This is a genomic window from Paenibacillus sp. PAMC21692 (assembly GCF_014303795.1).
Classification (GTDB): Bacteria; Bacillota; Bacilli; order Paenibacillales; family Paenibacillaceae; genus Pristimantibacillus; species Pristimantibacillus agaridevorans.
Genome location: NZ_CP060293.1, coordinates 5,055,920 through 5,082,297, shown reverse-complemented (window position 1 = coordinate 5,082,297; position 26,378 = coordinate 5,055,920). Strand labels below are relative to the sequence as shown.

23 protein-coding genes and 1 pseudogene are annotated in these 26,378 nt (G+C 44.3%); 15 read left to right on the top strand and 9 right to left on the bottom strand.

Annotated features, from left to right (window positions below; all coding sequences use genetic code 11):
- The first annotated feature begins 35 nt into the window (after positions 1–35).
- Positions 36–551: an SRPBCC family protein gene (locus H7F31_RS20350; RefSeq protein ID WP_187100275.1), complete on the top strand. Its 516-nt coding sequence runs from the start codon at positions 36–38 to the stop codon at positions 549–551.
- A gap of 174 nt (positions 552–725) precedes the next feature.
- On the opposite strand, the gene H7F31_RS20345 is transcribed toward H7F31_RS20350, so the two are convergent.
- The gene (locus H7F31_RS20345; protein WP_222622714.1) at positions 726–2,321 is read right to left on the bottom strand and encodes an MFS transporter; all 1,596 of its coding nucleotides are present in this window, start codon (positions 2,319–2,321) and stop codon (positions 726–728) included.
- A gap of 223 nt (positions 2,322–2,544) precedes the next feature.
- Here H7F31_RS20345 and H7F31_RS20340 point away from each other — a divergent pair, with 223 nt between their 5' ends.
- On the top strand, positions 2,545–3,396 hold the full coding sequence (locus H7F31_RS20340) for a LysR family transcriptional regulator (protein WP_187100273.1): 852 nt from the start codon (positions 2,545–2,547) through the stop codon (positions 3,394–3,396).
- 489 nt (positions 3,397–3,885) lie between these two features.
- Here the strand turns inward: H7F31_RS20340 and H7F31_RS20335 are convergent, their stop codons facing one another.
- On the bottom strand, positions 3,886–4,668 hold the full coding sequence (locus H7F31_RS20335) for an alpha/beta fold hydrolase (protein WP_187100272.1): 783 nt from the start codon (positions 4,666–4,668) through the stop codon (positions 3,886–3,888).
- Positions 4,669–4,911: 243 nt separating this feature from the next.
- Here H7F31_RS20335 and H7F31_RS20330 point away from each other — a divergent pair, with 243 nt between their 5' ends.
- The 12 genes and pseudogenes from H7F31_RS20330 to H7F31_RS20275 all read left to right on the top strand — a co-directional run bounded on the left by H7F31_RS20330 (position 4,912) and on the right by H7F31_RS20275 (position 14,342).
- Complete coding sequence (locus tag H7F31_RS20330) at positions 4,912–5,583, top strand: HAD family hydrolase (RefSeq protein WP_261800540.1); 672 nt, start codon at positions 4,912–4,914, stop codon at positions 5,581–5,583.
- A 27-nt stretch (positions 5,584–5,610) separates the two neighbouring features.
- Entirely contained in the window at positions 5,611–6,522 is a 912-nt protein-coding gene (locus H7F31_RS20325) for a hypothetical protein (RefSeq protein WP_261800069.1), read from the top strand.
- Between the two features lie 28 nt (positions 6,523–6,550).
- Positions 6,551–6,790: pseudogene (locus H7F31_RS20320) on the top strand (winged helix-turn-helix transcriptional regulator); the annotation flags it as partial.
- A 298-nt stretch (positions 6,791–7,088) separates the two neighbouring features.
- The gene (locus H7F31_RS20315; protein WP_187100270.1) at positions 7,089–7,658 is read left to right on the top strand and encodes a TetR/AcrR family transcriptional regulator; all 570 of its coding nucleotides are present in this window, start codon (positions 7,089–7,091) and stop codon (positions 7,656–7,658) included.
- A 73-nt stretch (positions 7,659–7,731) separates the two neighbouring features.
- The gene (locus H7F31_RS20310) at positions 7,732–8,550 is read left to right on the top strand and encodes an SDR family NAD(P)-dependent oxidoreductase (RefSeq protein WP_187100269.1); all 819 of its coding nucleotides are present in this window, start codon (positions 7,732–7,734) and stop codon (positions 8,548–8,550) included.
- A gap of 313 nt (positions 8,551–8,863) precedes the next feature.
- On the top strand, positions 8,864–9,175 hold the full coding sequence (locus tag H7F31_RS20305) for an ArsR/SmtB family transcription factor (RefSeq protein ID WP_187100268.1): 312 nt from the start codon (positions 8,864–8,866) through the stop codon (positions 9,173–9,175).
- A gap of 15 nt (positions 9,176–9,190) precedes the next feature.
- Positions 9,191–10,615 carry an arsenic transporter gene (locus tag H7F31_RS20300; RefSeq protein ID WP_187100267.1) on the top strand — a complete coding sequence of 475 codons (1,425 nt, stop codon included), beginning with the start codon at positions 9,191–9,193 and terminating at the stop codon, positions 10,613–10,615.
- A 4-nt stretch (positions 10,616–10,619) separates the two neighbouring features.
- The gene (arsC, locus tag H7F31_RS20295) at positions 10,620–11,048 is read left to right on the top strand and encodes an arsenate reductase (thioredoxin) (protein ID WP_187100266.1); all 429 of its coding nucleotides are present in this window, start codon (positions 10,620–10,622) and stop codon (positions 11,046–11,048) included.
- A 99-nt stretch (positions 11,049–11,147) separates the two neighbouring features.
- A complete protein-coding gene (locus tag H7F31_RS20290) occupies positions 11,148–11,597 on the top strand; it encodes a MarR family winged helix-turn-helix transcriptional regulator (protein ID WP_187100265.1) in 450 nt (149 codons plus the stop codon).
- Positions 11,598–11,659: 62 nt separating this feature from the next.
- Positions 11,660–11,836: a hypothetical protein gene (locus H7F31_RS20285; protein WP_187100264.1), complete on the top strand. Its 177-nt coding sequence runs from the start codon at positions 11,660–11,662 to the stop codon at positions 11,834–11,836.
- A gap of 25 nt (positions 11,837–11,861) precedes the next feature.
- Entirely contained in the window at positions 11,862–12,674 is an 813-nt protein-coding gene (locus H7F31_RS20280; protein ID WP_187100263.1) for an arsenite methyltransferase, read from the top strand.
- 327 nt (positions 12,675–13,001) lie between these two features.
- Positions 13,002–14,342: an FAD-binding oxidoreductase gene (locus tag H7F31_RS20275; RefSeq protein ID WP_187100262.1), complete on the top strand. Its 1,341-nt coding sequence runs from the start codon at positions 13,002–13,004 to the stop codon at positions 14,340–14,342.
- 1,289 nt (positions 14,343–15,631) lie between these two features.
- Here the strand turns inward: H7F31_RS20275 and H7F31_RS20270 are convergent.
- Entirely contained in the window at positions 15,632–16,441 is an 810-nt protein-coding gene (locus tag H7F31_RS20270) for a PP2C family serine/threonine-protein phosphatase (RefSeq protein WP_187100261.1), read from the bottom strand.
- Positions 16,442–16,894: 453 nt separating this feature from the next.
- On the bottom strand, positions 16,895–17,830 hold the full coding sequence (locus tag H7F31_RS20265) for a methylenetetrahydrofolate reductase (RefSeq protein ID WP_187100260.1): 936 nt from the start codon (positions 17,828–17,830) through the stop codon (positions 16,895–16,897).
- Positions 17,831–17,963: 133 nt separating this feature from the next.
- Between H7F31_RS20265 and H7F31_RS20260 the strand changes: the two genes are divergently transcribed.
- Positions 17,964–18,560: a hypothetical protein gene (locus tag H7F31_RS20260; RefSeq protein ID WP_187100259.1), complete on the top strand. Its 597-nt coding sequence runs from the start codon at positions 17,964–17,966 to the stop codon at positions 18,558–18,560.
- A gap of 536 nt (positions 18,561–19,096) precedes the next feature.
- On the opposite strand, the gene H7F31_RS20255 is transcribed toward H7F31_RS20260, so the two are convergent.
- The 5 genes from H7F31_RS20255 to H7F31_RS20235 all read right to left on the bottom strand — a co-directional run bounded on the left by H7F31_RS20255 (position 19,097) and on the right by H7F31_RS20235 (position 26,280).
- Positions 19,097–20,239 (bottom strand): sialate O-acetylesterase, encoded by a 1,143-nt coding sequence (locus H7F31_RS20255; RefSeq protein ID WP_187100258.1) that lies wholly within the window; start codon positions 20,237–20,239, stop codon positions 19,097–19,099.
- A gap of 13 nt (positions 20,240–20,252) precedes the next feature.
- Positions 20,253–23,009, bottom strand: coding sequence for an alpha-mannosidase (locus tag H7F31_RS20250; RefSeq protein WP_187100257.1), 2,757 nt, complete (start codon positions 23,007–23,009; stop codon positions 20,253–20,255).
- 58 nt (positions 23,010–23,067) lie between these two features.
- On the bottom strand, positions 23,068–23,886 hold the full coding sequence (locus tag H7F31_RS20245) for a carbohydrate ABC transporter permease (RefSeq protein ID WP_187100256.1): 819 nt from the start codon (positions 23,884–23,886) through the stop codon (positions 23,068–23,070).
- A 106-nt stretch (positions 23,887–23,992) separates the two neighbouring features.
- Positions 23,993–24,964: a carbohydrate ABC transporter permease gene (locus H7F31_RS20240; protein WP_187100255.1), complete on the bottom strand. Its 972-nt coding sequence runs from the start codon at positions 24,962–24,964 to the stop codon at positions 23,993–23,995.
- Positions 24,961–26,280, bottom strand: a complete 1,320-nt coding sequence (locus H7F31_RS20235; RefSeq protein WP_187100254.1) for a sugar ABC transporter substrate-binding protein — start codon at positions 26,278–26,280, stop codon at positions 24,961–24,963. The genes H7F31_RS20240 and H7F31_RS20235 overlap by 4 nt, the downstream gene beginning before the upstream one ends.
- Positions 26,281–26,378 lie beyond the last annotated feature (98 nt).

Genomic DNA, 26,378 nt, shown 5'->3' with positions numbered 1-26,378 from the left:
AAGGGTATATAAATTTTAGTTGGAGGGATCAAGTTATGAAGACACTTACTATTCACCATCGTACGTTTATAAACGCCACGCCGGACGAGGTCTATGAGGCGATTGCAACCGGTGCGGGCTGGGACGCGTGGTTTACGCAGGGAACGACCGTAGATGCAAGACCGGGCGGAACGATTCATTTTCGATTCCAAGATTTTGGGCCCGACCATATCACGCTCGAGGATGGGGGAACGGTTCTCGAAGCGAATCCTGGCGAGAAATTTGTCTATCAGTGGACGCCGGGCGAATCGACGACGACGATTTCCTTCGTATTAACGAGACTGGGCGAAGGGACTTTGGTTTCATTAGCGGAGTCGGGCTATAAGCAAACCGACACGGACTTGAAGGCATTCGCCGATTGCGCGGTCGGATGGGGCGAGGCTTTGACTTTGCTCAAATATTACCTGGAGCATGGAGTGACGTATGGCGCAGTGCCGAAGCATCGACTTGAGAAGCCAATGACGCAGCAATACTTCAATCGAACTGACAGCTTCATGAGATCGAACCAATGAATTACACTGCCGACGCAACATCTAAGAGTAGTACCAGCGTAGTTCGCAGCGAGGAACTATTTTGGTACTTGTCACTTCATGAGAGCTTCGTTGGTACGACCCCGTATAGGCTGCTGAATTATTTCAGCAGCCCATTCTAGATGAAGATTAATAAACCTGGAAGGATGGAAACGATTACGAATCAGCTTGTTTGGAATTAACCGCTTCGATGCCGTCGGCATTACCGCCGTTAGTTCCAATATGACGCAAGATGACGGCCGCGAGTATGGTGAGGATCGCGATGCTTACTGCGATTGTTGCCGCTGCTGCATTAAATCCCGCCGTGAATGCTGCCTGCGCCTCCTCAAGCAATCCGTGAGGCAGTTTTTGCGCTACCGAGGAAGCTCCCGCGAGGCTGTCTCCGACTGCCTTGTGGACATCCTGATCCAGCGTATCGGGTATTCGTTCGAACATCCGGCTGCGATAGACGGCGGTCGTGAGACTACCCAGCGTGGCAATGCCAACCGCCAGGCCGAGTTCCTGCACAGTCTCGGATATGGCCGAGGCTGAACCTGCTTTCTCCGCTGGCGCCGCGCCTATCACCAGATCCGTGCCTAGAGCGGCGATCGTGCCAAGGCCGAGATAGACGAGTGAAAACGCCGCGGTGACCAGAGCAATGCCAGAAGGCCCGTTTTCGAGTCGCGTGAGCATCAAATAACCGATGACCGACAGTCCGAGCGCGACCGAGATCACATAGCCGGGCCGGATACATCGCGATGCCAGTGGAGCCGCTATGCCAGCGGCCAGCATAGCGAGCGCCGGCGGCCCCATCCAAAGCCCTGCTACCAGCGGCGGTAGGCTGGCGACCAATTGTAGGTACTGAGTGACTAGCAGCATCGTTCCGCCGACGCCGATGAGGCCAACAAGGAGTACGGCCAATGCGACGCTGAACACCTTGCTAGAGAAAAGATCCAAGTCGAAGAGAGGGTTTACCAATCGGCGCTGTCGCCGAACGAACAAGATCACGAAGACGAATCCCCCGGCAATCGCAAGCGCTGTTTCGGTACTGAACCCATTTTTGGAGATCTGCTTGATGCCGTAAATGATGGGCAGCAGGGCTAGTAGCGAAAAGGTGACACTCGGGATATCCAACCGGCCGTTCTGTGGTGCCCGGTATTCCGGAAGGAGAAATGGTGCGGCTACAAGCAGGAGCCCGACCACCGGCACCGCGACAAGAAAGGCCGCACCCCACCAATAGTGCTCTAGCAATATACCGCCCACGACAGGGCCGGCCGCCATGCCAAGCGCGAACATGGTCGTCCACACCCCAATCGCCAGCGCACGCTGGTGACGGTTTACGAACATGTTGCTGATAAGTGCCAGCGTCGATGGCATTAGTGTCGCGCCAGCCACACCAAGTACCGCACGTGCTACAATAAGCATGGATGCGCTGGTCGAATAGGCCGCGAGTACAGAAGCGATTGCAAAAGCAGCCGCACCGACCATCAGCAGCTTGCGCCGCCCGATGCGATCACCCAGCGTTCCCATCGTGATGAGGAAGCCGGCGATCATAAAGCCATAGACGTCCACGATCCATAGGGCCTGCGCGCTCGTTGGCTGCAGATCGATTGCTAGCGCGGGCAACGCCAGATGCAACAGCGTCAGATCGAGTCCGAGCAGGATGGTTGGTAGGGAGAGAAGCGCGAGCCCGGCCCATTCGCGCGGGCCGGCGAACCTCACGGACTGAATCGTTCTTCCCTCAGACCCTTCAGTGGTAGATGAATTTGCCAAGAGAATCACTCCTTCTGATCTTTAATGTTTAAATTACCATGAGCAAGGAGGAAACGACCTCCTATATTCGGCACCACATGACCGAAAGCCGGACGGGAAGGCCAGTGTTCCATTTCCCCATCTCCACTCTTAATAGTCTGTGTCGAGTATACATGCATATTGTCATCAAGTATAATGATTGTTAGTGATATTAGTATCACTTTTCATGATGGAGGTGTGATTCATGGAACTAAGCGACCTGAGGATATTTCAAGCAATTGCTGAAGAAGGAAGCATTTCTGGGGCTGCAGAGCGATTAGATTATGTTCAGTCCAATGTAACTGCAAGGTTACGTAAACTAGAGGATGAGGTAGGAGTCTTGCTTTTTTATAGAAAACCTAAAGGAGTTCAGATCACAGAAAAAGGCGCACTTTTTCGCAAGTATGTCGATTCAATTTTGCAAATGGCAGATGAGTCGATCAAAATACTTCAAGATCACGGCAAAGCAAGTGGATCATTAAAAATAGGTGTTGTTGAAACGGTCACGTGCGGGAATTTCATGAACTTAATTGCCTCTTATCAATCGCGGTATGAACAAGTATCTCTTAGTTTAGAAACAGGCAATCCTCTAGAATTAATGGAGAAGGTAAAGAACTTCGAGTTAGATGCTGCTTTTGTAACAGGTGAACTGACTAAAACAAATCTCGTTACAGACTATTTATTAACGGATGAAATTGTATTATTATCTGGCAGGACATTAGATGTCTCAGCTTTAATAGATCAAAAGTGGGCAGTCTCTCCAAGAGGTTGTCCATTCAGAATGAAATTGGAACAATGGTTGAAGGATGAGGGAGTTGCACTAAAGAATTTCATTGAGATTAGTTCATTAGAAACGATTTTAAGCAGTGTAAAAGCGGGGTTGACGTCAACCATTTTACCTAAATCGGTTTTAAAAGGTCCATATGAAGATTTAAATGTGTACCCTATACCCGAAGCATATCGATTTATAGAAACAGGTCTTATCAGAAGAAGAGAAAAATATTTGGACTATGCTTACAAAGCTTTTGCGGATCTAGTTAATGAGGAAGGTCTGTAAAGAGAATAAGGGCAGATGACAATGCATTCGCCCCAAGGAGTCAAATGTAGTTCTGGCTTAATGATAATTCATATACAATTCACCAAACTGGTCAAACGTGTATGAAAATTCATACACAATCCTCAAACAGGCCAGGATCTGGCCAAACGTGTATGAAAATTCATACACAATTCACCAAATAGGCCGGCACATGGTCAAACGTGTATGAAAATTCATACACAATTCACTAAACAGGCCAGGATCTGGCCAAACGTGTATGAAAATTCATACACAATCCACCGAACAGGCCTGCACCTGGCAAAAGATTATCCAATAAATCAGTGAAAACGGAATGCTGGACGCCCCGTTTTGGTTGAATGTTAAGTGGCAGGCATCCACCTCGCCACTTTCCTGAAAAAGCAAGTAAACAAAAAAAGTTGGAGGGAGACATTGCGTCTTTCCGCCATTAGAGAGAATCAGGCAATTATTTGAGACAATCGAGTTAACAGTTCACCCAACAAATTGCATCAACAGTTGATTAAAACGTTCGCGTTCTTCCCAGAAAGGGCCATGGCCGCTGTATTGGAATGGGAGGAGCTGCGAGCCCTTGATAAGTTTGCTCGTTTCCTGCCCTTTGGCGAAAGGAACGATTTTGTCGTGTACGCCGTGTACAATCAGTGTAGGTACGACGATTTTCTGAAGATCAGAATATACGTTTTCGTCCCGCAGCGTGGCCATGATCGCCGCAGTGGCATAGCCAGCTGCCTGCAGTCCCATCTGCATAAACCAATTGGCAAAAGGACCTGTAATAAGCTGGAAGAAGAACAAATTAGTCAGGTTATGCAGCATGTTGGGGCGGTCGTTCAAGGTGGCTGTAATAAACTCGTTTGCCGTCTGTTTGTCTACGCTAGACGGCGCTGCCGCATCGATCAGCACGAGTTTGTTTACGCCAAAACCTTGGTGCCGCGCCATATACCGAATTGCGATCGCCCCGCCGGTCGAATGACCTGCCAGTGTAAAGTCCTTCAGTTGCAGCGCTCCCACGACGATTCGTAGATCGTCCGCCAAACGGTCAAAGCCATAGCCCGTGATTGGTTTATCTGAGTTGCCGTATCCACGCCAGTCCATGCTGACGCAGCGGTAACCCATCGCTGGAAGTACATCATACTGATATTCGAACTGATTGTGGTTAAGCGGCCAGCCATGAATGAAAAAGATTGTTTTCCTGCCCGCCGGATTAATATCCTCCACAAATATGTTAATGCCGGGTTCCACCGTAATAAAACGTCCCACATCGATCCCTCCGAATCCGTTTTGTACATCTAATATTATACTCACAGTTAGGGCATAGGTGATTGCCGGCGATTGTGGAAGAAACATAGAACATCAGCTACAGAGAACGAAAAGGCTTTCGGAAGGATAGATTGCACTTGTTACAATACCAAACAGTTTGGTATTCTTTGAGGAACCTAATGTAAAACTTTGAGATGAACGGAACCAAAAACATACGATGAAAGAGGTGGGCTTTATTTGAAGATGTCGAAGCAAATTGCAGCATTTGATCTCGACGGCACCTTGTTGGAGGGCAACAAGAGTGTGATGCCGGATTTGGCCAAGGAGCTTTGGAAAGGCGGCTACAGGCGCATACGCGGGGTGCTCGTTTTTGGCCTGGCATGCGGTGCCGGAGTGTTGAGAAAACTACGCTTGATTTCAAGCGAAAGTTTTACCCTGATTGGCACTACTCTCATCGTTCGGTGGATGGCCGGCGACAAATTAACTACCCTAGAGCCATATTTTCATCGTACTGTGGAGCGGCAACAAGTCAGGGAAGCAGTGGCGAACCTTCTGCGCAGTCATCAGGCTGAGGAGCGTGAGATATTGCTGGTTTCTGCGGTCGTCCAGCCCTTACTGGAGCGCTTTGCAGAACGACTAGGTGGGCAAGCGCTGGGGACTGAGCTAGAAATGACCTCCGATGGTCGCTTGACTGGGCGCATAGTTGGAATTTTCTGTTCGGGATCTGGTAAAGTGAAGCGACTTCAGGACTGGGAGGAGCGAACGAATCGTCCTGTCGACTGGCAGAAAAGCTTCGCCTATGGCGATACGCTGCCGGACCGATTCATGTTGGAGTCGGTGGGCTACCCTGTTGCCGTATCTCCGACACCGGACTTCCTTGCGGAGGCTAAACGGCACGGCTGGAAGATTCTTTAAACGTGGATAATCTGTTAGGTTGGGCCTATGAACGAGTTTAATAAAAAATGGGGTGGTTGCATGGTTAGTCATGATTATTTCAGGAGATGGGCATGCCAAAAAATGATTGAAGCTTCCCATAGTAACATTTGGGATGGTCATTGGGCGTGTGCGGTGTTGGCATTGATTCATCTTTTAGAAGAAAAACTGGTACCCAGCGAGTTAGAAAGCCTAATCTATCAGAATCTCGATAAAACAGTTGAGGAGCATGTAAATTCAGAGAAGTATCGGAATGATAAGGCTTATAACGATTGCCGATCCGGTTTGATAGAACTGCTGATTCAGAATAGCGGTACTGCCAATTCGCTTGGACATGACGTCATCTACGCGTATTATATGCTGGATTTACTCACTCGCTCCGACGTTCCCGCTACCGCCGAATTATATCAGGCCATGAAGAAGTTACTTGAGGGGTTCGGAGAATCAGGCCCAGGTTATGTAACCATTAACGGGGAGAATGTAGTCATCCATCCGGATGGGCTCGAAACAAAGGTCGAAAGATTCAAGCTTACTCCAGCAATAGTACTTGATCTATTCCACGGATTTTCCAGGATGCCTCAAATGGAAAAAAGCGATATGCAGCTGGGGCATATACTTACCCACGGTCATGCTATCGTACAACTCAAGCAAGCTATTAATGGAGCTGGCTTAGATGTCTTGGATGAGGCCCTTTTCACAAGGATAGATATTTTAAATTTCGCGAACCAATTAGAGGCCGTATCATCTTCGACTGCAGTATCTGAGAAGAGATGGAGTCCCTTGGAAGCCTCCTACTGGGAACAAGCATTATCGGACAACTGGCACGGACACTATTATAAATACGCATTCAGTTATCTAAAACTGAATCGGATGGCTGAACGCGATTTTGCCGATTTTCAAAAGTTCAACAGGATTTTATAGAAAACTAAAGATATGGAGAGTGAATACATTGCTTGATACCTGTGTTCCAGCCGGAGTGCAACTAAAAGACACCTGCTTCGGATATACGTTGTCCATAGTAAGCGGCAAATATAAAATGATCATTATGTATTGGCTATCAGAAAATAAGGTTATGCGGTTTAACGAACTAAAACGAAGTATCGGTTCGATCACCTTTAAAACGCTCAGTATCATGTTGAAAGAAATGGAGGCGGATAAAATTATTATACGCGAGGAATATCCGCAAGTAAGAGTATTCATATGCAAGTTCCTCCTTCTTGATTATTTTGAGTATAAAAAAAAATGACCAATGACGTAAGTACGCACTTTTATTACAGGTACTGTTGTAAAAGTAAGTGTCAACATCTAACCCGTAGTTAAGAGCTCATGACGATGATTCCGTAAAGTCCGACCCTTGTTCCGGCGGCGGTGGTACCCCAAGCAGAAAATAAGTAGGGCCGGCATGAATTCTGATTGACTCAAGTCAATGAACATGTTATATTCATTTTTGAAACAACCCGATGGTTTTCAAAAGGAGGTTAACATTCATGGCCCGAAAGACAAAGCCACCAGAGGAGCGGCGCGCTGAAATTATTCAGACAGCCAAGGAATTGTTTGAGGAGAAGGGTTATGAAGGAACACAAATTAGTGATATTACGAATAAAATGGGTGTTGCACATGGGCTTGTGTATCACTACGTGAAATCAAAATCAGAATTGCTCGATGCCGTAGTTGAAGAGTGGGCTAAAGAAATATTGGTAGATTTAATGGTTCTGATGAAAGACAACACAATAAGCGCAGCGGATCGATTAGAAAAAATGTTCCTATTTACAAACAATATGTTAAAGAAAGATGCTTCTTTAATTGCAACCATACATCAGCACGAGAATGAGGAGATTCACAAGCGAATTGGCAGCACAGGAATAAAAATGATTCTCCCTATATTCAAAGAATTAATTGAAATTGGAAATGCGGACGGTTCCTTCAATTGCTTGTATCCTGAGGAAACAGCGAAATTCTGTTTATACGGCTGGCAGTCGATCGATTCAAGCATCTCTGATGAAGAAAGAGTAGGGAAGCTAAAGTATTTTTATAAACGCATGTTAGGCATCGATTAACAACTTCTTCGGAAGTTGTATTATTTTTATATTTTATTGACTCAAGTCAGTCAGCAGGGGAAGGGTGTATATAGTGAATCATTTTATGAATAAAGTTGCCATTATAACTGGCGGAGGCGCTGGCATCGGAAGAGAACTTTGTTTCCAATTATCTAAATTGGGAACGAGCGTTGTTGTTGCAGACATTCGTGAAGATCATGCTAAAATGACTGCTGATCAGATCATGAATAGCGGTGGAACCGCAAATTATATGCGTGTCGATGTCGCTAGCGAAACCGATATTCAAAAGCTAATTGATGATACTGTATTACAATATGGCAGGATTGACTATATGTTTAATAACGCCGGCATTGCGATTGGCGGGGATGTCAGAGATTTGACCCTAGCGCAGTGGAAAAAAGTTATGGATATCAACTTGAATGGTGTCCTTTATGGGTCGACGACAGCCTATCGGGTGATGGCCAAACAAGGATTTGGACATATCATCAATACAGCCTCTGCCACAGGATTAATGCCGCAGCCCGGCAACACGCCATATTGCGCAAGTAAACACGCAGTCGTCGGTCTTTCACAATCGTTACGGTATGAGGGAGTTGATGTGGGGGTTAAGGTTAGTATCATCTGTCCCGGACATGTTCAAACCGACATTTATAAGAATATGACGGTTGCCAATGTTGCAAATGAAAAAATAGTGGAATCTCTACCCGTAGGGGCAATGAATCCAATCGAGGCTGTTGATATTATATTAAAGGGGATTATCAAAAATAAAGCTATCATTATTTTCCCGGCTTCCGTTCGGTGGGCATGGCGTATTTATCGTCTCTTCCCAAGATTGTTAGATCAAGCCTGGTTACAAAAAATTAGAAATATACGGAAACTTAAAAATGGATGATGAAGCCCATGTTATTAAAGACAAAAATGAAAAATTAACAATCACAGTTATGTCTGACGACCAGAGCGATTTCATTTCTCGATCCCTTTACCATACGATGATTGGAAAGATAAACAGGCAACCCGTGCACCTTACTCTATGAGCCGTGCAGTAACGCAACCGGGAGAACTTGCAGTAATGCTATGAGTGCGGCAAATGACTCAGTGGAATTAAAGAACAATTTACAAATTCTTTATTATATAATCATTTACTTATATAATTACATTCGTATATAGTTATACTTGCGGTCTCTTAGTGGAAGGAGGAGGGCAGGATGAATCAAATTTATACCATGGCAGAACAACTCAAACTGCTAGGGGATAAAACTAGACTTACGATAGTGGCCATGTTGAATGAGCGTGCACTTTGCGTTTGCGACATTGCCGAGTTACTGGAAACGTCACAGCCAAATGCTAGCCAACATTTGCGTAAATTAAAGGCAGCAGGGCTAGTTAGTGAAACAAGGAAAGGGCAATGGATCTATTATTCCCTTCACATCGAAGATAAACCTGAAGTGAAGGCAATTGTGGGATTACTTCCATCCCTAAAGGAAAAAGTGGTTCAATTAAAAAATGAGTGCAATTAGTATGGAGGACATTCCATGGTTATTTTAGCTGTTCTTATTTTTTTGACTACTTTGACTTTCGTCATCTGGCAGCCGAAGGGATTAAATATTGGTTGGTCTGCAACAGCAGGCGCTATCCTTGCTTTAATCTTTGGCGTTGTGAGTTTTGCCGATGTAGGAACAGTCACAGGCATCGTCTGGAACGCTACACTGGCCTTTGTAGCAATTATTTTCATCTCATTGGTGCTCGACGCCATTGGGTTCTTTGAATGGTCAGCCTTGCATATGGCGCGTCTGGCACGAGGAAACGGCTTATTAATGTTCCTGTACATCATATTACTGGGAGCTGCAGTTGCTGCATTGTTTGCAAACGATGGAGCGGCGTTAATCATCACACCAATCGTACTCGCAATGGTTAGAGCGCTGCAATTCGAGCAAAAAATGAGCCTTCCGTTTATTATGGCAAGCGGTTTTATTGCAGATACGGCTTCTTTACCACTCATCGTCAGCAACCTGGTCAATATTGTTTCCGCTGATTACTTCAGCATTGGTTTTGCAGAATACGCTACGCGAATGATTGTACCGAACTTTTTCTCCATCGTCGCGAGTGTAACCGTGCTCTATCTATTTTTCAACAAAAGCATTCCAAGGAATTACGATCTATCGCATTTGAAACAGCCACGAGAGGCGATAAAAGATATTCGATTATTCAAACTATCGTGGGGCATTTTAGGAACGCTGCTAATCGCCTATTTCGTTAGTGAGTGGTTCCAGATCCCCGTATCCATCATTGCAGGCCTTGCGGCTCTAGCGTTCTTAGTTACTGCGAGGAATAGCCCTGCGATTCACACTTGGCAGCTGGTAAAAAATGCGCCTTGGGCTGTCGTATTTTTCTCCATTGGCATGTATGTCGTCGTATATGGACTCCGAAATGCCGGACTTACCGATGCGCTAGGCGATGTCATCCAGATGGTTGCGGACGAGGGACTGTTTGCTGCGACGGTAGGGATGGGGTTTATTGCCGCCATTTTGTCTTCTGTTATGAACAATATGCCTACCGTTATGATTGACGCATTAGCTATTCAAGATACACAAACGAATGGATTTATTCGAGAAGCCTTGATTTATGCAAATGTGATAGGATCGGATTTAGGTCCTAAAATCACGCCTATCGGTTCACTTGCAACGCTACTTTGGCTGCATGTCCTATCCACAAAAAATGTAAAGATCAGCTGGGGATACTATTTTAAAATAGGGATTCTGCTTACGGTTCCTACGTTATTGATTACGCTTGTTGGTCTATTTGTCTGGCTTACCATCCTTGAGACTTTTCAAATCAATCCTTGGTTGGGTACATCCGGCGTAGCTATAGTCTTTCTTTTAATCGCAGTTGTCGTCACGAAACGATTGAAGCTACGGCCGTATGTCAACAGTCAAGAAAATACAACAAAAGGAGACTAGAATCATGGAAAATAACCAACCACTTGTCTATTTCTTATGTACAGGCAATTCCTGCAGAAGCCAGATTGCAGATGGTTTTTTAAAGGCTTTAGGAGGAGATCATTTCGATGTGAGAAGTGCCGGGTTAGAGGCACATGGACTTAATCCACGGGCAGTGCTTGTAATGAAAGAGGTCGGCATAGATATAAGCCAAAACAGCTCCGATGTGATCGATCCAGCTATTTTTAACCAGGCTGACTACATCATTACGCTTTGTGGACATGCCGATGAACATTGTCCTGTTATATCGAACCAAAATGTAATCAAGTGGCACTGGGGATTTGACGACCCTGCCAAGGCAACCGGCACAGAAGAGGAAATCATGGAACAATTTCGAACAGTGCGTGATTCCATAAAAGAACGTATCCAACAGTTTGTTGAAGTGGGAAAATAAGCGAATACCGGAGGAACCACTTCATTAGTGGTTTCTTTTCAACATTACTTGTATTCTGCAAATTTATATTGTATAACTGAATACATGAGGTGAAGCTGCATGGAGGATATACGCGGTCTATTTCAAATCATGACACGCCGCTTTGGGTTTCTGAATAAAAATTGCTGCACGGCCGGAGGCTGCGATATTACGCTAGTTCAAAGTCATATTCTTTATGAAATTGACAGACAACATAGACCGTCCATACAGCAAGTATCCGAAGCGTTGGGTACGGATATTACAACGTTTAGTCGGCAAATTCAGGCGCTCATTAAAATGAACTTAGTAAAGAAAGTATCTGATCCGGATGATCGGAGAGTACAAATTCTTTCGCTTACGACAGAAGGCAAGTATGTGGCCACGACAATTGATCAGCAGATGAAGGAATATCTAACGGAAGTGTTCTCGCATATGAACGACTTTGAGAAAGAGACAGTCTTACGATCAATCAAACTTTTGAACGACGCCATGGCAAAATCCAGTATATGTTGTTCCACCCCTATCGGGTGATTTTCTTTCACTCATTACTTGCAACTTGCAAATATAAATACATAAACTAAGGAGAGTTCGACATGGACAATTGGTATGCAACAGAAATGCTCATTAGAGAGCGCCAACAAACAATTGAATTAAAGGCAAGAGAGACATGGAAGTGGTCAGTAGCGCCTGATAACCAAACAATGAGCCAAGAGCTACAACGCAAGTTTAACGCCACAACAGCGTCTTGCTGCGCTGCTGGTTGCTGCTAATAAATAATTTAAGGAGAGTGGAGTCATGAGTCAATTAAGCAATGATCAAATTCGTCAAAACGTTCGTAGCCGGTATAAAGAGATTGCGTTACAGCCTGTTGAAGTAAGTTCTTGCTGTTCTCCTGCCGCAGCAAGTTCGAGTTGCTGTGGTTCGCCTGGCACTTCTGCAGATTTATCTTTGCAGCTTGGTTACTCTGGCGAGGAATTAACTGCAGCACCGGAAGGGGCAAACCTCGGTCTGGGTTGTGGCAATCCTCAGGCTATTGCGGAACTAATTCCAGGGGAGGTCGTTCTTGATCTAGGTAGTGGCGGTGGCTTTGATTGTTTTCTTGCGGCGCGGCAAGTTGGCGAGACGGGCCGTGTGATTGGGGTAGATATGACTCCGGAAATGATTAGCCGCGCCCGTCACAATGCAACGAATGGTGGATATTTAAATACTGAATTCCGACTTGGGGAGATTGAGCATCTGCCTGTTGCAGACGGAACAGTCGATGTAATTATCTCGAACTGTGTCATTAATCTATCTCCAGCAAAACAAGAAGTGTTTGATGAGGCCTATCGGGTGTTGCGCTCTGGAGGACGTCTCGCGATCGCAGATGTCATCACAACTGCAGATTTACCGGCGGAAATTAAAGAGGATCTGGATAGAATGTACTCCGGTTGTATATCTGGCGCTTCTTCAGTGGAAGAGATTAAAGTTATGTTAGCCAAAAGCGGCTTTTCGGAAGTACATGTGGAGCCTAAAGAAGAATCAAGATCGTTTATCAAAGATTGGGTTACAGGCTCAAATGTCGAACAATATATTGCTTCAGCTGTAATCAAAGCCATTAAACCATAATTAAACGATGCACGAAGAGGCTGTCCCATAAGGTCAAAAAGTGACCTTTGATATGCTCCCCATACGGTAGACAGGTGAAATAATAAAGCCAGGAGGGCGTTTGGCCGTTTCCGATGTAGTTTTGACAATTGAACTTCTAACAGAATTAATAAGTGATCTTGATTCTTTTGCAAGCTGCGTCCCAGGAGCATCTACGGTCGAAGAGGTTAGACAATTCATCCATAATATCAGCAACAGCCCATGCCGGGTTAAGTCTTTCATCATAAGTTATATGGGAATGCCTAATTTTCAAAAAAGTATATCATTCACCCATAGGGAGATGGATAAGTGAATTCAATAACTAAGCTTACTGGGCGAGTAGTATTTAAAGGAGATCCTGGTTATAACGCAGCTCGAAAGAACTGGGATCCTCATACGGACAGATGTCCTAAAGTTTTTGTTTTTGCAAAGAAAACGCAGGATGTAGCGAACGCTATAAGATGGGCCCGTAAAAATAATGTTCCTATACGACCAAGAAGCGGACGGCATGCCTTGGAAACTAACCTTTCGCAGGTTAATGGTGGTATCGTAATCGATACAAGCGAACTTAAGTCCATTAAACTGGACAAAAAATGCGGCACCGTAGTTGTTGGGACGGGCAACCGAGTAGGAAGAATCGTTGATAAGCTTGCGAGGCAAGGATATATGGCCCCGTTTGGCGACAGCCCTACCGTCGGTATCGGTGGTATTACGCCAGGTGGAGGTATCGGGCCGCTCCAACGGACGATCGGCCTTATCAGCGATAATCTCATCGGGCTTGAAATGGTTGACGCAAAAGGTAGAATTCTTCGTGCCAGCAATAAACGTCACTCCGATCTTCTATGGGCTTCCCGTGGGGGTGGCGGCGGTAACTTTGGCGTATATACCAAATATAAATTCAAAGTAAGGCGCGCTCCAGAGAATGCAACCGTATTCACTATCACCTGGCCATGGAACCAATTTGAGAAGATCGTTAAAGCATGGCAACGCTGGGCTCCTTTCACAAGTACGAAGCTGGGCAGCGAATTGTCTGTTGGTCCAAAAAAGGGCGGTAATGTTAGCATGTTAGGCATTTACCTCGGATCGAAAAAGGCAGCTCTTCATTTCCTTAAGCCAATTCTTAGTGTTGGGACACCAACAAAAGAAATCAAGAACCTTCCTTACCTGGAAGCTACTAAATACATGTTAGCTCCCGATCCCATCTTGACTCAAAAGTTCAGCAACCAGTTCTCCAGTGGCTTCGGCAGAAAGCCATTCCCTGATAAAGCGTTTAAGCCTATGCGAGAGTTTTTGGAAAAAGCGGAGGGAGGCACACCAGCTGGATTTTTCTTCCTTAACTGGGGTGGCGCTTTAAAAAATATTGCTCCTCGTGCTACAGCCTTCTACTGGCGTGATCCGCAATATTATGTAGAATGGAACAGCTCGTGGGTGAAGCCATCTCATGCGGCTAGGAATATTGCCCTAGCTCGGAACACCAGGAAAAAGTTACAGCCTTACATTGTAGGTTCGTATATTAACGTACCAGACCAAGGTATTAAATATTCCGGCCCAGTTTATTATGGCAAGAACTATGCAAGATTGCGGAAAGCAAAAGCTAAATACGATCCTAAAAATGTGTTTAATAATCCACAAAGTATTCCGCCGGCTTAATATCATATTTCCTGTCCAGCCAAGATCACTACTGATCTTGGCTTCTTGGTTGAGTGACTATAAAAAACAAAACGAGAAAGAGGGTAATAAAAAAGTAAACTGAAAGCAAGTGATTGATTGTGACACAATCCATTCAAAACCAGTCATATCAAAGGGTTGATTCAATTTGCATACATATGTACAAAATACGAGTTTTGTGAAAATGTATATAAGAGAAAATGAATGTCTATTGATCTCATTTGTATTCAGCGTGTATTCCTTATACTTGCTTTTGTACATATGGCATTGCATTGATTGGTGTTTATACTTGTCTTTGATTCCTGGTCATTTATGACTTCAAGTTTTATCTGTTACGTTTTTATCTGATATGTTTGTCCGGCTGCTCATATTTTATAATAGTTTTATGAATTTGATTCTGATTATGGATCAGCAAAAAAGCCGGAACGCCATTAGTTATTTCGCACAGCTCGCTATTCAGATCATTTTGGAACGGCCAGTGATTTACTCAGTTTGTGTCGATATCTACGTGAACGAACATAATTTCTAACAATTAACCACATTAATCGTAAATCGATTCAAAGTTGTTTACATAATTATAATTACGTAACTATTCATTTCAAACACCACACATATTCTCGAATCCATTTTTTAAATCGTAATTATTACATTATACTCATTGCGAATACACAACCTCATTCAATTAACCTCATTAACTACATTTATATACTTTAATGTCTGGAGCATTTACTTTTCGCTTTCCCTCCCTAAAATTACTGTACTTATGAAGGTCTGCATTTCACTTAAATTTTGGATTTGAATCGGGAGGTTTGCCCATAATAGAGGAGATTCTTTCACCTTCTAATTGAACGCCTATGCTCCTTTCAAATAGTGGTGGTTAACTATTTATTTCTTTGCACGTCATTACCTACCTTACTACAACTCTAACCTACCTTTTACTCGGCGTGATTTTCTTTTCCTTGCCTTTTTCCGTTAAATAAACGGTCGTCCCTGGTATAATTTCAACCTCCTCCCAACTCGTCACGCACCGGATCTAATCTGAAAAAGGCCGCTGTTCATTCGTTAGCCGAAAGGCTAACAACGAACTTGTTGTATGGAGAAAATAAAGTATTAGACTGGAGTTGTTGATTTAGCGGTGTTTTTGAATTGAAGAATCGTCAGCTTTTGCGAAATAAGTTTTAGACGGAGTCATTAATATAAAGCAGCGGCAGCCAAGGACAAGAAAGTCCTAGACAGCCGCTGTTCTTGTTAAACTATCGTTCTTCGTTAGTTTAATCAGATGGGTAACAAGCAGTTGAATTATTTTCAATGGTCCAAGAAATTATCGTCGCACTATCTTTACCTTTGCCAACGTGAACGTCTGTTAGCAATTCTTGAACACACTTGTCTAATGAAGATTCAAATTGAGATTTTAAGCATTCATATATATTTATCGGATTGTTGTAATGACATTCTCCGTACTCTAAAAGACCATCAGTGGTCATAAGAATCATATTTTTTCCAGGACGAAGTTCACGTAATCCAGTCGTATAACAAGGAATACCATAATTAAATGTACTCTGATTTCCAATCCATTCGTAAAAGTTCCTTTGGTTCATTGCAAACTGACCCCTTTTTTGCAGTTCTTCATGGAGTAGGTAAAGGACACAATCGCCAATATTAAGCCACCATAAATATTGTCCTTTTCTAACGCTGATTAGACATGATGTTTCTCCGACAATGTCTTTGCATTTATTAATGAAATCATCTGAACTGAATAAATTCACAATCAATTCTCTGATTGATTCAAATACATAATCAGTACATGTTAGTAACCCCTCATGAATTTCAGGCATTATTGATTCTAAACTACGGATTACTAATTCCGCACTTTGTGCGGTATTATGAGCATCTAAAATCGCAATAAATTCACAACTATTATCCTCACTTCGCCAAACAAGTACCCCGTCCTCATTTTTGTTGGCACCAGAAGAAGTGTTTCCTCCGTATAGCCCAATAGTGATTTCTTTATAATTTGTTACAAAGGGGGCATCTAGATGCCTATCTCCATCACCTAACCAAACAAATTGACTTCCTATCATACTAGACACCTGCCATCTGAAATATTTGTTTATAAAGCAACAAAAAACCTATTGTCTACAAAGAGGCAATAGGTTTTCCCGTTGCGGTACCACACTTTTTGATTCGCTATTTAGTCAATAACGAACCATCTTTGAACCTAATTACGGAGGCTAACCGTTAAGACCTTTCAGTCTTGCCGTTCATGGGTGACTTGGGTGCACTATCGACTGTCTCGCACCTATCGACAGTTCTCTGAGCAATAGATGACCCTTATTACTCCCAATCAATGTGTTTAGCTGTAATTTATTTGAACCAAGCATATAATTCCCAAAGGATTCCTGTCAATGAATATTATTGAGCTAAACTGCCCAATAGCTTAATGGGACTGCCGTTTTGTTCCCGCGGCATCTCTTAGGCATAAATGTTCAATTCTTGTTCTCCGCACAATGTTTGATCCATTTATCGGTGTGAATTTATTGCTGTCTTCTCAGTTTCTTGTCTAACATGCATTTTATGTCTCTAACCAGTTGTACTGAGGCCTCTATTTCTAATTTTCTAGTTGAGACACTTTCAACACTGCAACCAACAGGGATTCCTTTTTCCAGTGCAAAATCTAATATATCTTCAAAAATTGATTGAGACAATCTTATTGATTTTTCCAGTATATCATTTGAGTATTTCAAGTCATTTTCTAACCATGATGGGATACTGATTCCCAACCATTTCATGAATTCCAAAGTTTTTTCAGAGCCACAAGGTGCAAGATTGAACAAAATGGGCGCCATTTCCATTCCGTTATTTGTACAGTAATAAAAGTAATCCGATAAGAAATTTTTCGATGCCTCTACATTATATGTTGCCTGTGAAACGAAAAAGGTACATCCATTTTTGATCTTGTTGCTAACTCGTATATGCTCGTCATTCTTTTTCATATGTCTTTCAGGTATAATAACTCCCCCAAAAGTTAATTTGCTATTTAATCTCTTACTTAATTTAGAAGCCTCTGAAAGATCTAAGTTAACCGCCTGCCTACTCGAAGAAGCACCTACGTATACGGAATATCTTTCTCTTTCTGCGTCTGCTTTTACCCAATTCACAAACTGTTCTTCACTATATTTTCCCACGCAACGATATATAATTTGGGGAACACGCAATTGGTTAAAATATTTATCACTATACGTTTCAGGGTCAATAGTTGGCAAATACGGAAATGGTCTTTGTTCTTCAACTCGTTCTGCTTCTTCCTGAACATCATATAGAATTAATGCATCTATATCAAGATCGTTTATTCTTTCAATTTGCTTCTGTGAAATCTCTGCTATTTTTTGTGGGGTATTAGTTAACTTAGGCGGCGTCATACCATATGTTAAAATACCAGCCTCTTTACCCAATATTTTTTCTTTAAACATATACTATTTAGCCTCCAAAGCAGTCAGTCTACAATAACCTATTAGTAATAATAGCATTGTCGATTGGCTAACAGGTAACTTCCAATTCCTATATTCTACTATAGCCTGAAGCTATAACTAGGCATGGAGTTAGTTGAGCATAACTGCCCGTTACTTCAACGAGCAACGACAGCCAATCGCTGGCCGCTGCCGTCGTGTCATCGATCGAAATGTAATCAAACTCTGTTTATGTAAAATGATTCGAAATCAGCAACAGAATCGAACTGGTTCAAAGATACACCTTCTGTTCTTAGGTGAGACGTTTCCTTACCGATTCGCAGAAGTTAGGGATGGAAGCCAATTTCGAGTATTTGATCCGTTTGGTAACATGCTCGTTTTCTTCAATAAGCAATATGCCCCTCCTCTGTATCTTGAAGCCCAAAATCATACAGAGGAAATACTCAACCAGGTTTGGGTCTTGCGCGATATCTATGCCAATGATAAGGCAGCAGCCAGGACACTAGACCGCGCTCTGGAAGGAATAAAAAACCAAACAGGAATCGAGTATGCCAGATTATTAGCAGCTCGTAGCGAAATAGCTATAGCCATGGGCGAGTTGGATCTTTCCTCCAAATTAGAGGACATGATTTCTCAGATTTATCTACCAGATTCGGAACTTCGAAAATATGATGAGGAGTTAAGGGCGCCTCGACAACTTAGAGACTGGGCGGGAATTGACTCAGGCCTTTAAATGCTCCAGCTTACGGCAGCATTCAATCTGTTTCTAGCGAACGGATTATCCGGACGAAAACGTGAATCATTAGCCTTATTTTGTTACTTTAACGATCAATGGCAACCGTTAATGTGGCCGACTGCAGTCGTGTCGAGATGCTCTCCTCTCCCATTAGTTGAATTAGAATGTCGCGAAACAGATCGTCCGAACGCTCCAGTTTTCAAATCGCATGTGGAACCTCAATTGGAGCTCCTCTTTCGAAATTTCTATTATTTACATACATAATATTATGTAAACTATTACGACAAATAAAAAAAGACAACCCAAAGGTTATCCTCATCCGAAGAAATGACTAATATAAATCATAAGCAGTAATCCTAGTATAAACGAGTAAGTAGCGAACCGTTCGAAGCAATCATCGTTTCACATTAAAATGCACTCGATACCCTTTGTCATGCTGAAAGTCCGAAAAAGCCGAGTTCCTCTACGGGAACGTCGGCTTCCTGGCGTTAAGAACTTCTATCATTCCTATGACTAAACACGATTACGATCCATCAATGTTCGAACCGCACCACATCTTCATACTGTTCATTCACAACTCCGCTTAACTGCAACAGGTTCCAAATAGCTATACACCACAGTAAACCGGCCTGCTGCTGCCCTAACAAAGTGAAATGTCCGCTATCTCTTTCCACTGCACGATGCAGCCCGATGCCTGCCAGAATATCAGTATCCGGGCCCGGCAGAAAACCAGGCTCAGACCAGAGCTCATCAATCGCCAACCGAATACTCCCTTCTTCCAATGGCTTGATGTAAACGGTTGGATGCAGGGTGGATTTGGCAGGCAGCCACAGGAATGAATGTCCCCAGATTTCTTCCAGTTCTGCTTTTATGGCCAGCAAGCGAGACTTATAGACCTCGGTTGAAGTCCCCTCAATCACATCCGATTCTCCCTGTTGCCACAGCAGGGCTCTAAAGGGGCCGACAGCTTTTCCTGCATGCTGTAGATTTTCAAATAAAGGTTCGCCAGGCATCCATTGTCTGGAGGATGTAGCTCCAACCGCTACATTCACCATGCCAATCGGAACCCTTAGCAATGGCAGCAAGTGGTTCATCGCTGCAGGCCAAATGGTTCCCTTCCTGCTCTGCTCATTATCGTCACTGCGATTAACCGTCGGCTGCGGATCATGGGCCACTCTCCATTCTTGCGTGCGAGGGTCTAATGCGCTTATTCTTCCTTGCGGATCTTCTATCCGCATACAGCTGTCATTGCAATTCTCCGCATACGATTGCCCTGCTATGATAAAAACTTCGCCAACGCCAACTGGCTCCACGACGACTGATTCGCTTTGTTTCCCCCGCTCCATGTCGATGTAGCGAAGCTCTAATCGATACCAGCCACCTGCCGGAACAAGAAATGCCGCTTCGAACTGCTCTCCCTCCCATTCCGCATCCAGGTCCTTCCAGTCTACTGCAATTCCATACGCATCATGGAGGAGCAAGGTTCTCGCCTCCAGCCTGCCATGCTTTCGCCCTGAAACTGAACCTGCAATGATTAAAGTCCCTTCTCCCAAGCTTGGTCCGCCCAAGTGATTAGCATAAGCTTGCGCCGCACAATAACCTTTTCGTTGGATCACTTGATACGGCTTAGGATGTGTAAGGAAAACTACGGGAACATTCATTCGCTCATCAAGCATACCATCACCCTTATCAAACTAGAGTTACTTTCACTGTAATGATTTGTTTGGCTTTTGCAGTAACATGAATCTCCCTTGCCGTAACCGGTAAATCGGCTATTGGAGCCTCGTCTAAGTTGACTAATTCCGCCGAAGCAATCGCTCGCTCAAAAGTCAATGTCCCTGCCCCTTCTTGTTCGGTTACATTAAATAATCGAACGATGTAGCTGTTGTCGTGGTCCTCCGATTGTTTGAAGGCACTCACAATCAATGCTTGGGATGCAAGAGTCAAATACGACTTGCTTAAGGATAATCCGCCTGCTCCTTGCTGTTGTGTTTCCCGATATAGCTTGCCGGGTTTCCGGTTCAGCGAACGAATACCGGTCACATATTGCTGATGCTCCTTCCAGAGCGGCGCAGGATGAGTTTCTGCGATTGCAAAAGGTCTTATCGCATAACTGAATTCGAGCTCTCCCAGCAATTGACCTCCATCGCTGCCGTCCGATAGTACCTCCTTGCTCGTGCTACGAAATAAAGTTAACGCGATTGTGCGGTGAGTATTGTCCCGGACAACAACCTCGTAAAGTCCTTTGCTGTAGATTGCCAGGCCATCTTTGTGATCATCCACGGTAACAATCCCGTTATGCGGCACAACTTCAAAGTCCTTGCGCAAATAATCGGACCGATCCGGCCGCCGAATCTGACGTTTCACCAAATCAAATGGGGTACTTGTATGGTAATGTTGCGTATCCAATCCGCTGGGAAACAAGATGCGCAGCCGATGATTGCGAGCTGTATTGTGAACAGAAGTCCTGCAATAAATTATGGGATCACCCTTCTTCAACTCGACACAAGTCGTAATCGGCAAGTCAACCCATTCCCTGCTTCTGCTGTTCTCATCACTTTCAATTCCTCTGGGAACACGAAGATTGAGTTGGATACGAATACACGCTTGATAGGGTCCATCATACACAGTGGATATCGTAGCTTGCACACCGGAAGAACGCACGGTTTCATTATTTATAGGTGCAACATGACTCCAGCCGTCTCCGATATCCGCTTCATCTTCCAATAATAATAGTCCTTCATAAAAGCGTCCCGTTTGGACATCCGTTACTTGAATTGTACCATTGGAAGTTACGCGTAATCGAATGCGTCCATTATCCCAGGTATGTTCATCCGTCTGCATGGAGCCTGGGTAGCGCACTGGCGCGATAAGCTTTGGTGCACTGTATTCCAAAGGAGCATGATTTTCAATCGTATACCTTTCCAATGTATAGGCCGCATAACCGAAAGCAGGTACCTTGCCTGGCATTGCAATGCGAAACCGATCCAATGCTTCACCACGGGGAAGCTCTCTATAGGGTCTATACAGGTGCATGCTGTTCGTTTGAATAGAGAGCAATTGGTAAGGAATTTCATTGCGCTCCGCATCATAAATTCGAAAAGAAGTGCCGTTTAATGAATTTTTCATCGTTACCGAAACATCCGAGTTTACAGGAAGACTAAGCTCAACCTCAATGATCCCCTCTACGGAAGACTGCGAAGGATTGAATACCGTAAAGGCGTGATTCTCCCCAAGCTGCTCCTGGTTTAGATGATTGGATATGTAGCTCATTTGTTCATTAATCATCTGTTCGCTTATCAAGCGGGATTGGTCAAACCGATAAATCATATCCTGGTGTACTTGGTCAATCGAACAACCGCAAATGGAATCATGGGGATGGTTTTGCAGCACAAACTCCCATGCTTTTTTGATAAAGCTTTTGGAATACGTTCGACCTTCCAAAGCCGTCATTACGCCCAATGGCTCGGCCCATTTTTCGATCAAGTTTTCACAATGCTGATTATGCTGCTTCAAATGGACGCGCGAAGACAAGGTGTTCTCCGGAACCCAGTTGTTTAGTCCGTTATAAGCAAGCTCCTTTTGCTCCCCTTTATAAACCCTCAAATCCCCGACTTTTCCACGCAAGTCTTGTAGATAGGTTTCAAGATGGGCATGAACAAACTGCACATTCAACTTTTTATTCTCACTTAAGGTTTTAAGCATCCATGGCAATTGCGGTTCGATTTCTACGTGATCTACCCCATCCATGCTTAAAGCTATTGTGGTGGTGGCCCGTTTATTCTTATAATCCATCAACATCATGGCCCGCTCCATCAGTTCATCCTGATGTTCCTCATAAGCATTATCCCGATCATAAAAGGGCCACCTCAACGCAAAATAGAAATCGCTATACGAACGGTCTTCATCCAGCTTCAATCCCAATACTCTGCTGCCATCGGCCCCCTCCCACCACATTTCCGCAGGATCCGCATCCCCGCGGAAACCTCGGAACAACACGGCATTATCAATACCGAAGCCGCGGAGAATTTGTGGCAGCTGGCTGTTATGTCCGAACATATCCGTGACATACCCCGACAACATAGGTTGAACGCCCCAGGAACGAGCATCCCTTATTCCCCTCAAAAGATTGCGAATCAATGATTCGCCACTGACTAGGAATTCATCCGGCATTACATACCAGGGGCCGATGGCAATTCTATTATCCTGAATTAACCGTTGCAATCTGTCACGATTCTCCGGGCGAATCTCCAGGTAGTCATCGAGCATGATGGTTTGGCCGTCCATCGTAAAAAAGCGATAGTCGGCGTTCTGCTCCATGTAATCAATCAATTCATCCATCATGTAGACCAAGCGGGTGCGAAAGGTCTGGAAATTTTGATACCACTCCCTATCCCAGTGGGTCTGCGAGAGAACATACATTTTTTCGATTTGTTTTTTTTTCATTTTCAGTTTCTCCCAATTCAATAAATAATAGTTGAAAGTCTTTTAGAATGCCATTCTCTTATCCTTTTACTCCCGTCATCGCGAAGGCTTGAATAAAATGTTTCTGCAGCCATAAATAAACGAGGATAGGCGGAATCATCGTAATGGTTGCCAGGGCGAAGATCGACGGATAATCCGGTACTCTTCCCACCTGCTTCGCTTCCCCCATCAAGGAGGAAATCCCCGTAGCTATCACTTGCATATCCATACTGTTGATCACAATAAGGGGCCATAAATAATCGTTCCATATGCCGATAAACGTTATGATAATCAGTGCGGCTAGAATCGGACGGGTCATGGGGAAATAAATTCGGAAAATGGTATGGAACACTCCCGAACCATCCACGCGTGCCGCCTCCTCGTAATCAAACGGAAGAGAATCCATCATCTGTTTCATCAAGAAGATGGCATATACGGGGACTAATCCGCCTACCAATAAAGCTGCCCAGGAATCAAGCATGCCGTGACCGCCTTGGCCCAACCAATCATTGCCGCCTGCCAACGGCCACCGCACATAAAGCAAATAAGTAGGCACTAACGTTACCTGGCTTGGAATCATCATGGAGGCAAGAAAGATAAGGAATACCGTATCCCGGCCTTTAAACCTGAGCTTGGAGAACACGTAGCTTGCCACAAGAGCAATAATGCAGGTTGTAAAAATGTACCAGAGACAACGTATTAAAGTGTTGATGTATAGCCGATACACTTGTGGATCCGTAAACACCTTAATGTATCGCTCCAATTGCCACTCCGTTGGGATCGGGACAATGAAAGTATCATAGTAGTCCTTATTCGTCCCCAAAGAGGCCATAAGTTGAAATAAAAAGGGATAAAACATAATAAGGCTTCCTGCTGCAAGTATCCCGTAGATTATAAAGGACTCTAAGCGCGTTCGTTTTTGCACCCTGACTTTCTCCTTTCATCAGCAATCCAGCTTCGGTTGATCATGTCATTCGGCGTTGCGAAATGCGATATTGCATAACGGACAAGATCAAGGTCACGACCAATACGACGACCGAAGATGCACTCGCCATCCCGAAATTAAAGGCCTGAAAAGCATCCTGATAGATGCGATACAAGATAATGTTCGTATCGCCATGAGGGCCTCCATACGTGATAAGCTGTACCGGTTCGAAAATTTGAAAACTGCCGATAATTCCCGTAATTAATAAAAACATCGTAATTGGCCTCAGGCAAGGAATGGTGATGTACCAAAATATTTTCAATCTGCTCGCACCGTCGACCTTACCTGCTTCGTATAAAGTTGTGTCAATCCCCTGAAGCCCCGCCAAATAAATGATGACCGTGCTTCCGACTCCTTTCCAAACGGTAATGATAATGAGCCAAAAGCTCATCCATAAGGCACTCTCTTGAAACACGATAGGCTCCATGCCAAAACGAACCATCATTTGTTTAACTACCCCATCAACCGGACTGAGCAAGGTATTAACCATCTGGGCAACGACTGCGAAGGGGACAAGCACCGGCAAATACCAAATTGTACGTATGGCCCCGCTTCCAAATACCTTCTGATTCAATAACAGGGCGATCAATAGACCGATGATCAAGCTGCAAAATAAAATGATAAGGCCATATACGCCGGCTCGTATCAGCGTTTCTACATAATCACCTTGCGTAAAAAAAGTGCGAAAGTTTTTTATTCCCACCCATTCGGGCAATCCGGTCACACCCGTCCATTCTGTTAACGATAAATAAATAACAAACAAAGCCGGGAACACGGCGAAAATCGAAAAATACAATATCATGGGAGATAAAATGGAATAGCCAATGATTCCTTCTTTATGTCGGCGCATCCATTTTTGCAAGCGAGTTGACTGTACGTTATCGGGAGCAGAACCTCCCCCGGAAACCAAAGTTTCACGGGGGATAGCCTTCTTGTTTAAAATCCTGCTCATTTCAATAAGTCTTCCGCGGTTTTCTGTGCTTCGGCCAATGACTCTTCGATGGACTTATCTCCAATTAATACGGACTCCTGGGCTTTATGCCAAGCCTCCCAGATCTTTGGACCGTTTTTCGGGTATGACGGAAGCGGACCGGCTTGCTCATTTGCTACAATCTCGCCATAAACCGCCAACTCAGGAACAAGCTCTACCAGTTCAGTATTAGCAATCGCCAATTTATTGGAAGGCATTCTGCCTGAGGCAATAGCGAACTTTTCTTGATATTCCTTGCTCGCGATAATTCTCAGATATTCCATTCCCGCTTCCTGGTTCTTCGATTGCTTTAATACAAACCACAATGTATTGCCTACGATCACATTAGCTCGCTCCCCATCTTCGGGGACAGGCAACGGAGCAAAGCCGCAATTGCACTTTTCGTTCTGAGACCAGGAGATGTGCCATGGACCTGCAACACCAAATGCCGCTTTTCCATGATGGACCAAGTTATACAACGCATTTTCATCGTTCAAAGCGGTTGAACCGCTGGGAGCTGTAAGGGAAAGTTCCTTCAAAAAGCTTAATGCTTTCACATTTTCCGGCGACTGGAAAGTTATCTTTTCCGAATCGGGTGATGTCAGATCCCCTCCAAGCTGTCTCATAAACGGTGCGATTCGGAACGTGCCGCCAAGCCCCGTCGTTTGAACCACCGAGCCAAAATATTCGCCTTTGCCTGCCTCGGTAATTTTCTTGGACATGTCTAACCATTCATCCCAAGTTTGCGGAGGCGCATCCGGATTTAAACCCGCCTTTGTCATAACATCTTTGTTATACATTAATGCGAAAATCCCGGTCATACCTGATACCGCGTAGATCTTGTCTTCAAACTTTGCTGCTTCCATGGGCCCGTCTGCAAGATCCGTTGTAAAATCAGCAGGCACTTCGGAAAGAGCACCCAGCTTCGCTAATTCCGGGACAAAATCCTCACCAAACGATACATCCGGCGGATTCCCGGCCATAACCGCTAACATCAGATTTTGCCGAAGATCATCCCCCCAGCCTTTACCTACATAATCAATAATGATTCCGGGAAATTTCTTCTCCATCTCTCCTTGGATATACTCGTATAAATCCTGGTTTTTTTTGTCCGTATTCGTTGGCCAATCCAGACTGGGCTGGGCCCACACCGTTAGCCTGATCGGATCGCTGTCTCCTACAGAGTTCGTAGGTGTGTTTGTAGATGGTGCAGGTGCTTTTGTAGAGCAAGCTGCCAACATGGCGACCATCGCCATCGCTGCCACCCATTTAAATAATGTCTTTCTGCTTTCTTTCATACATGTACCTCTCCTTTGATCATTGTAAGATCCCTTTGTTTGTTCAATCGTATTGCAAACGCTTCCCAATGTCATACTATATATTATATTATAATGTG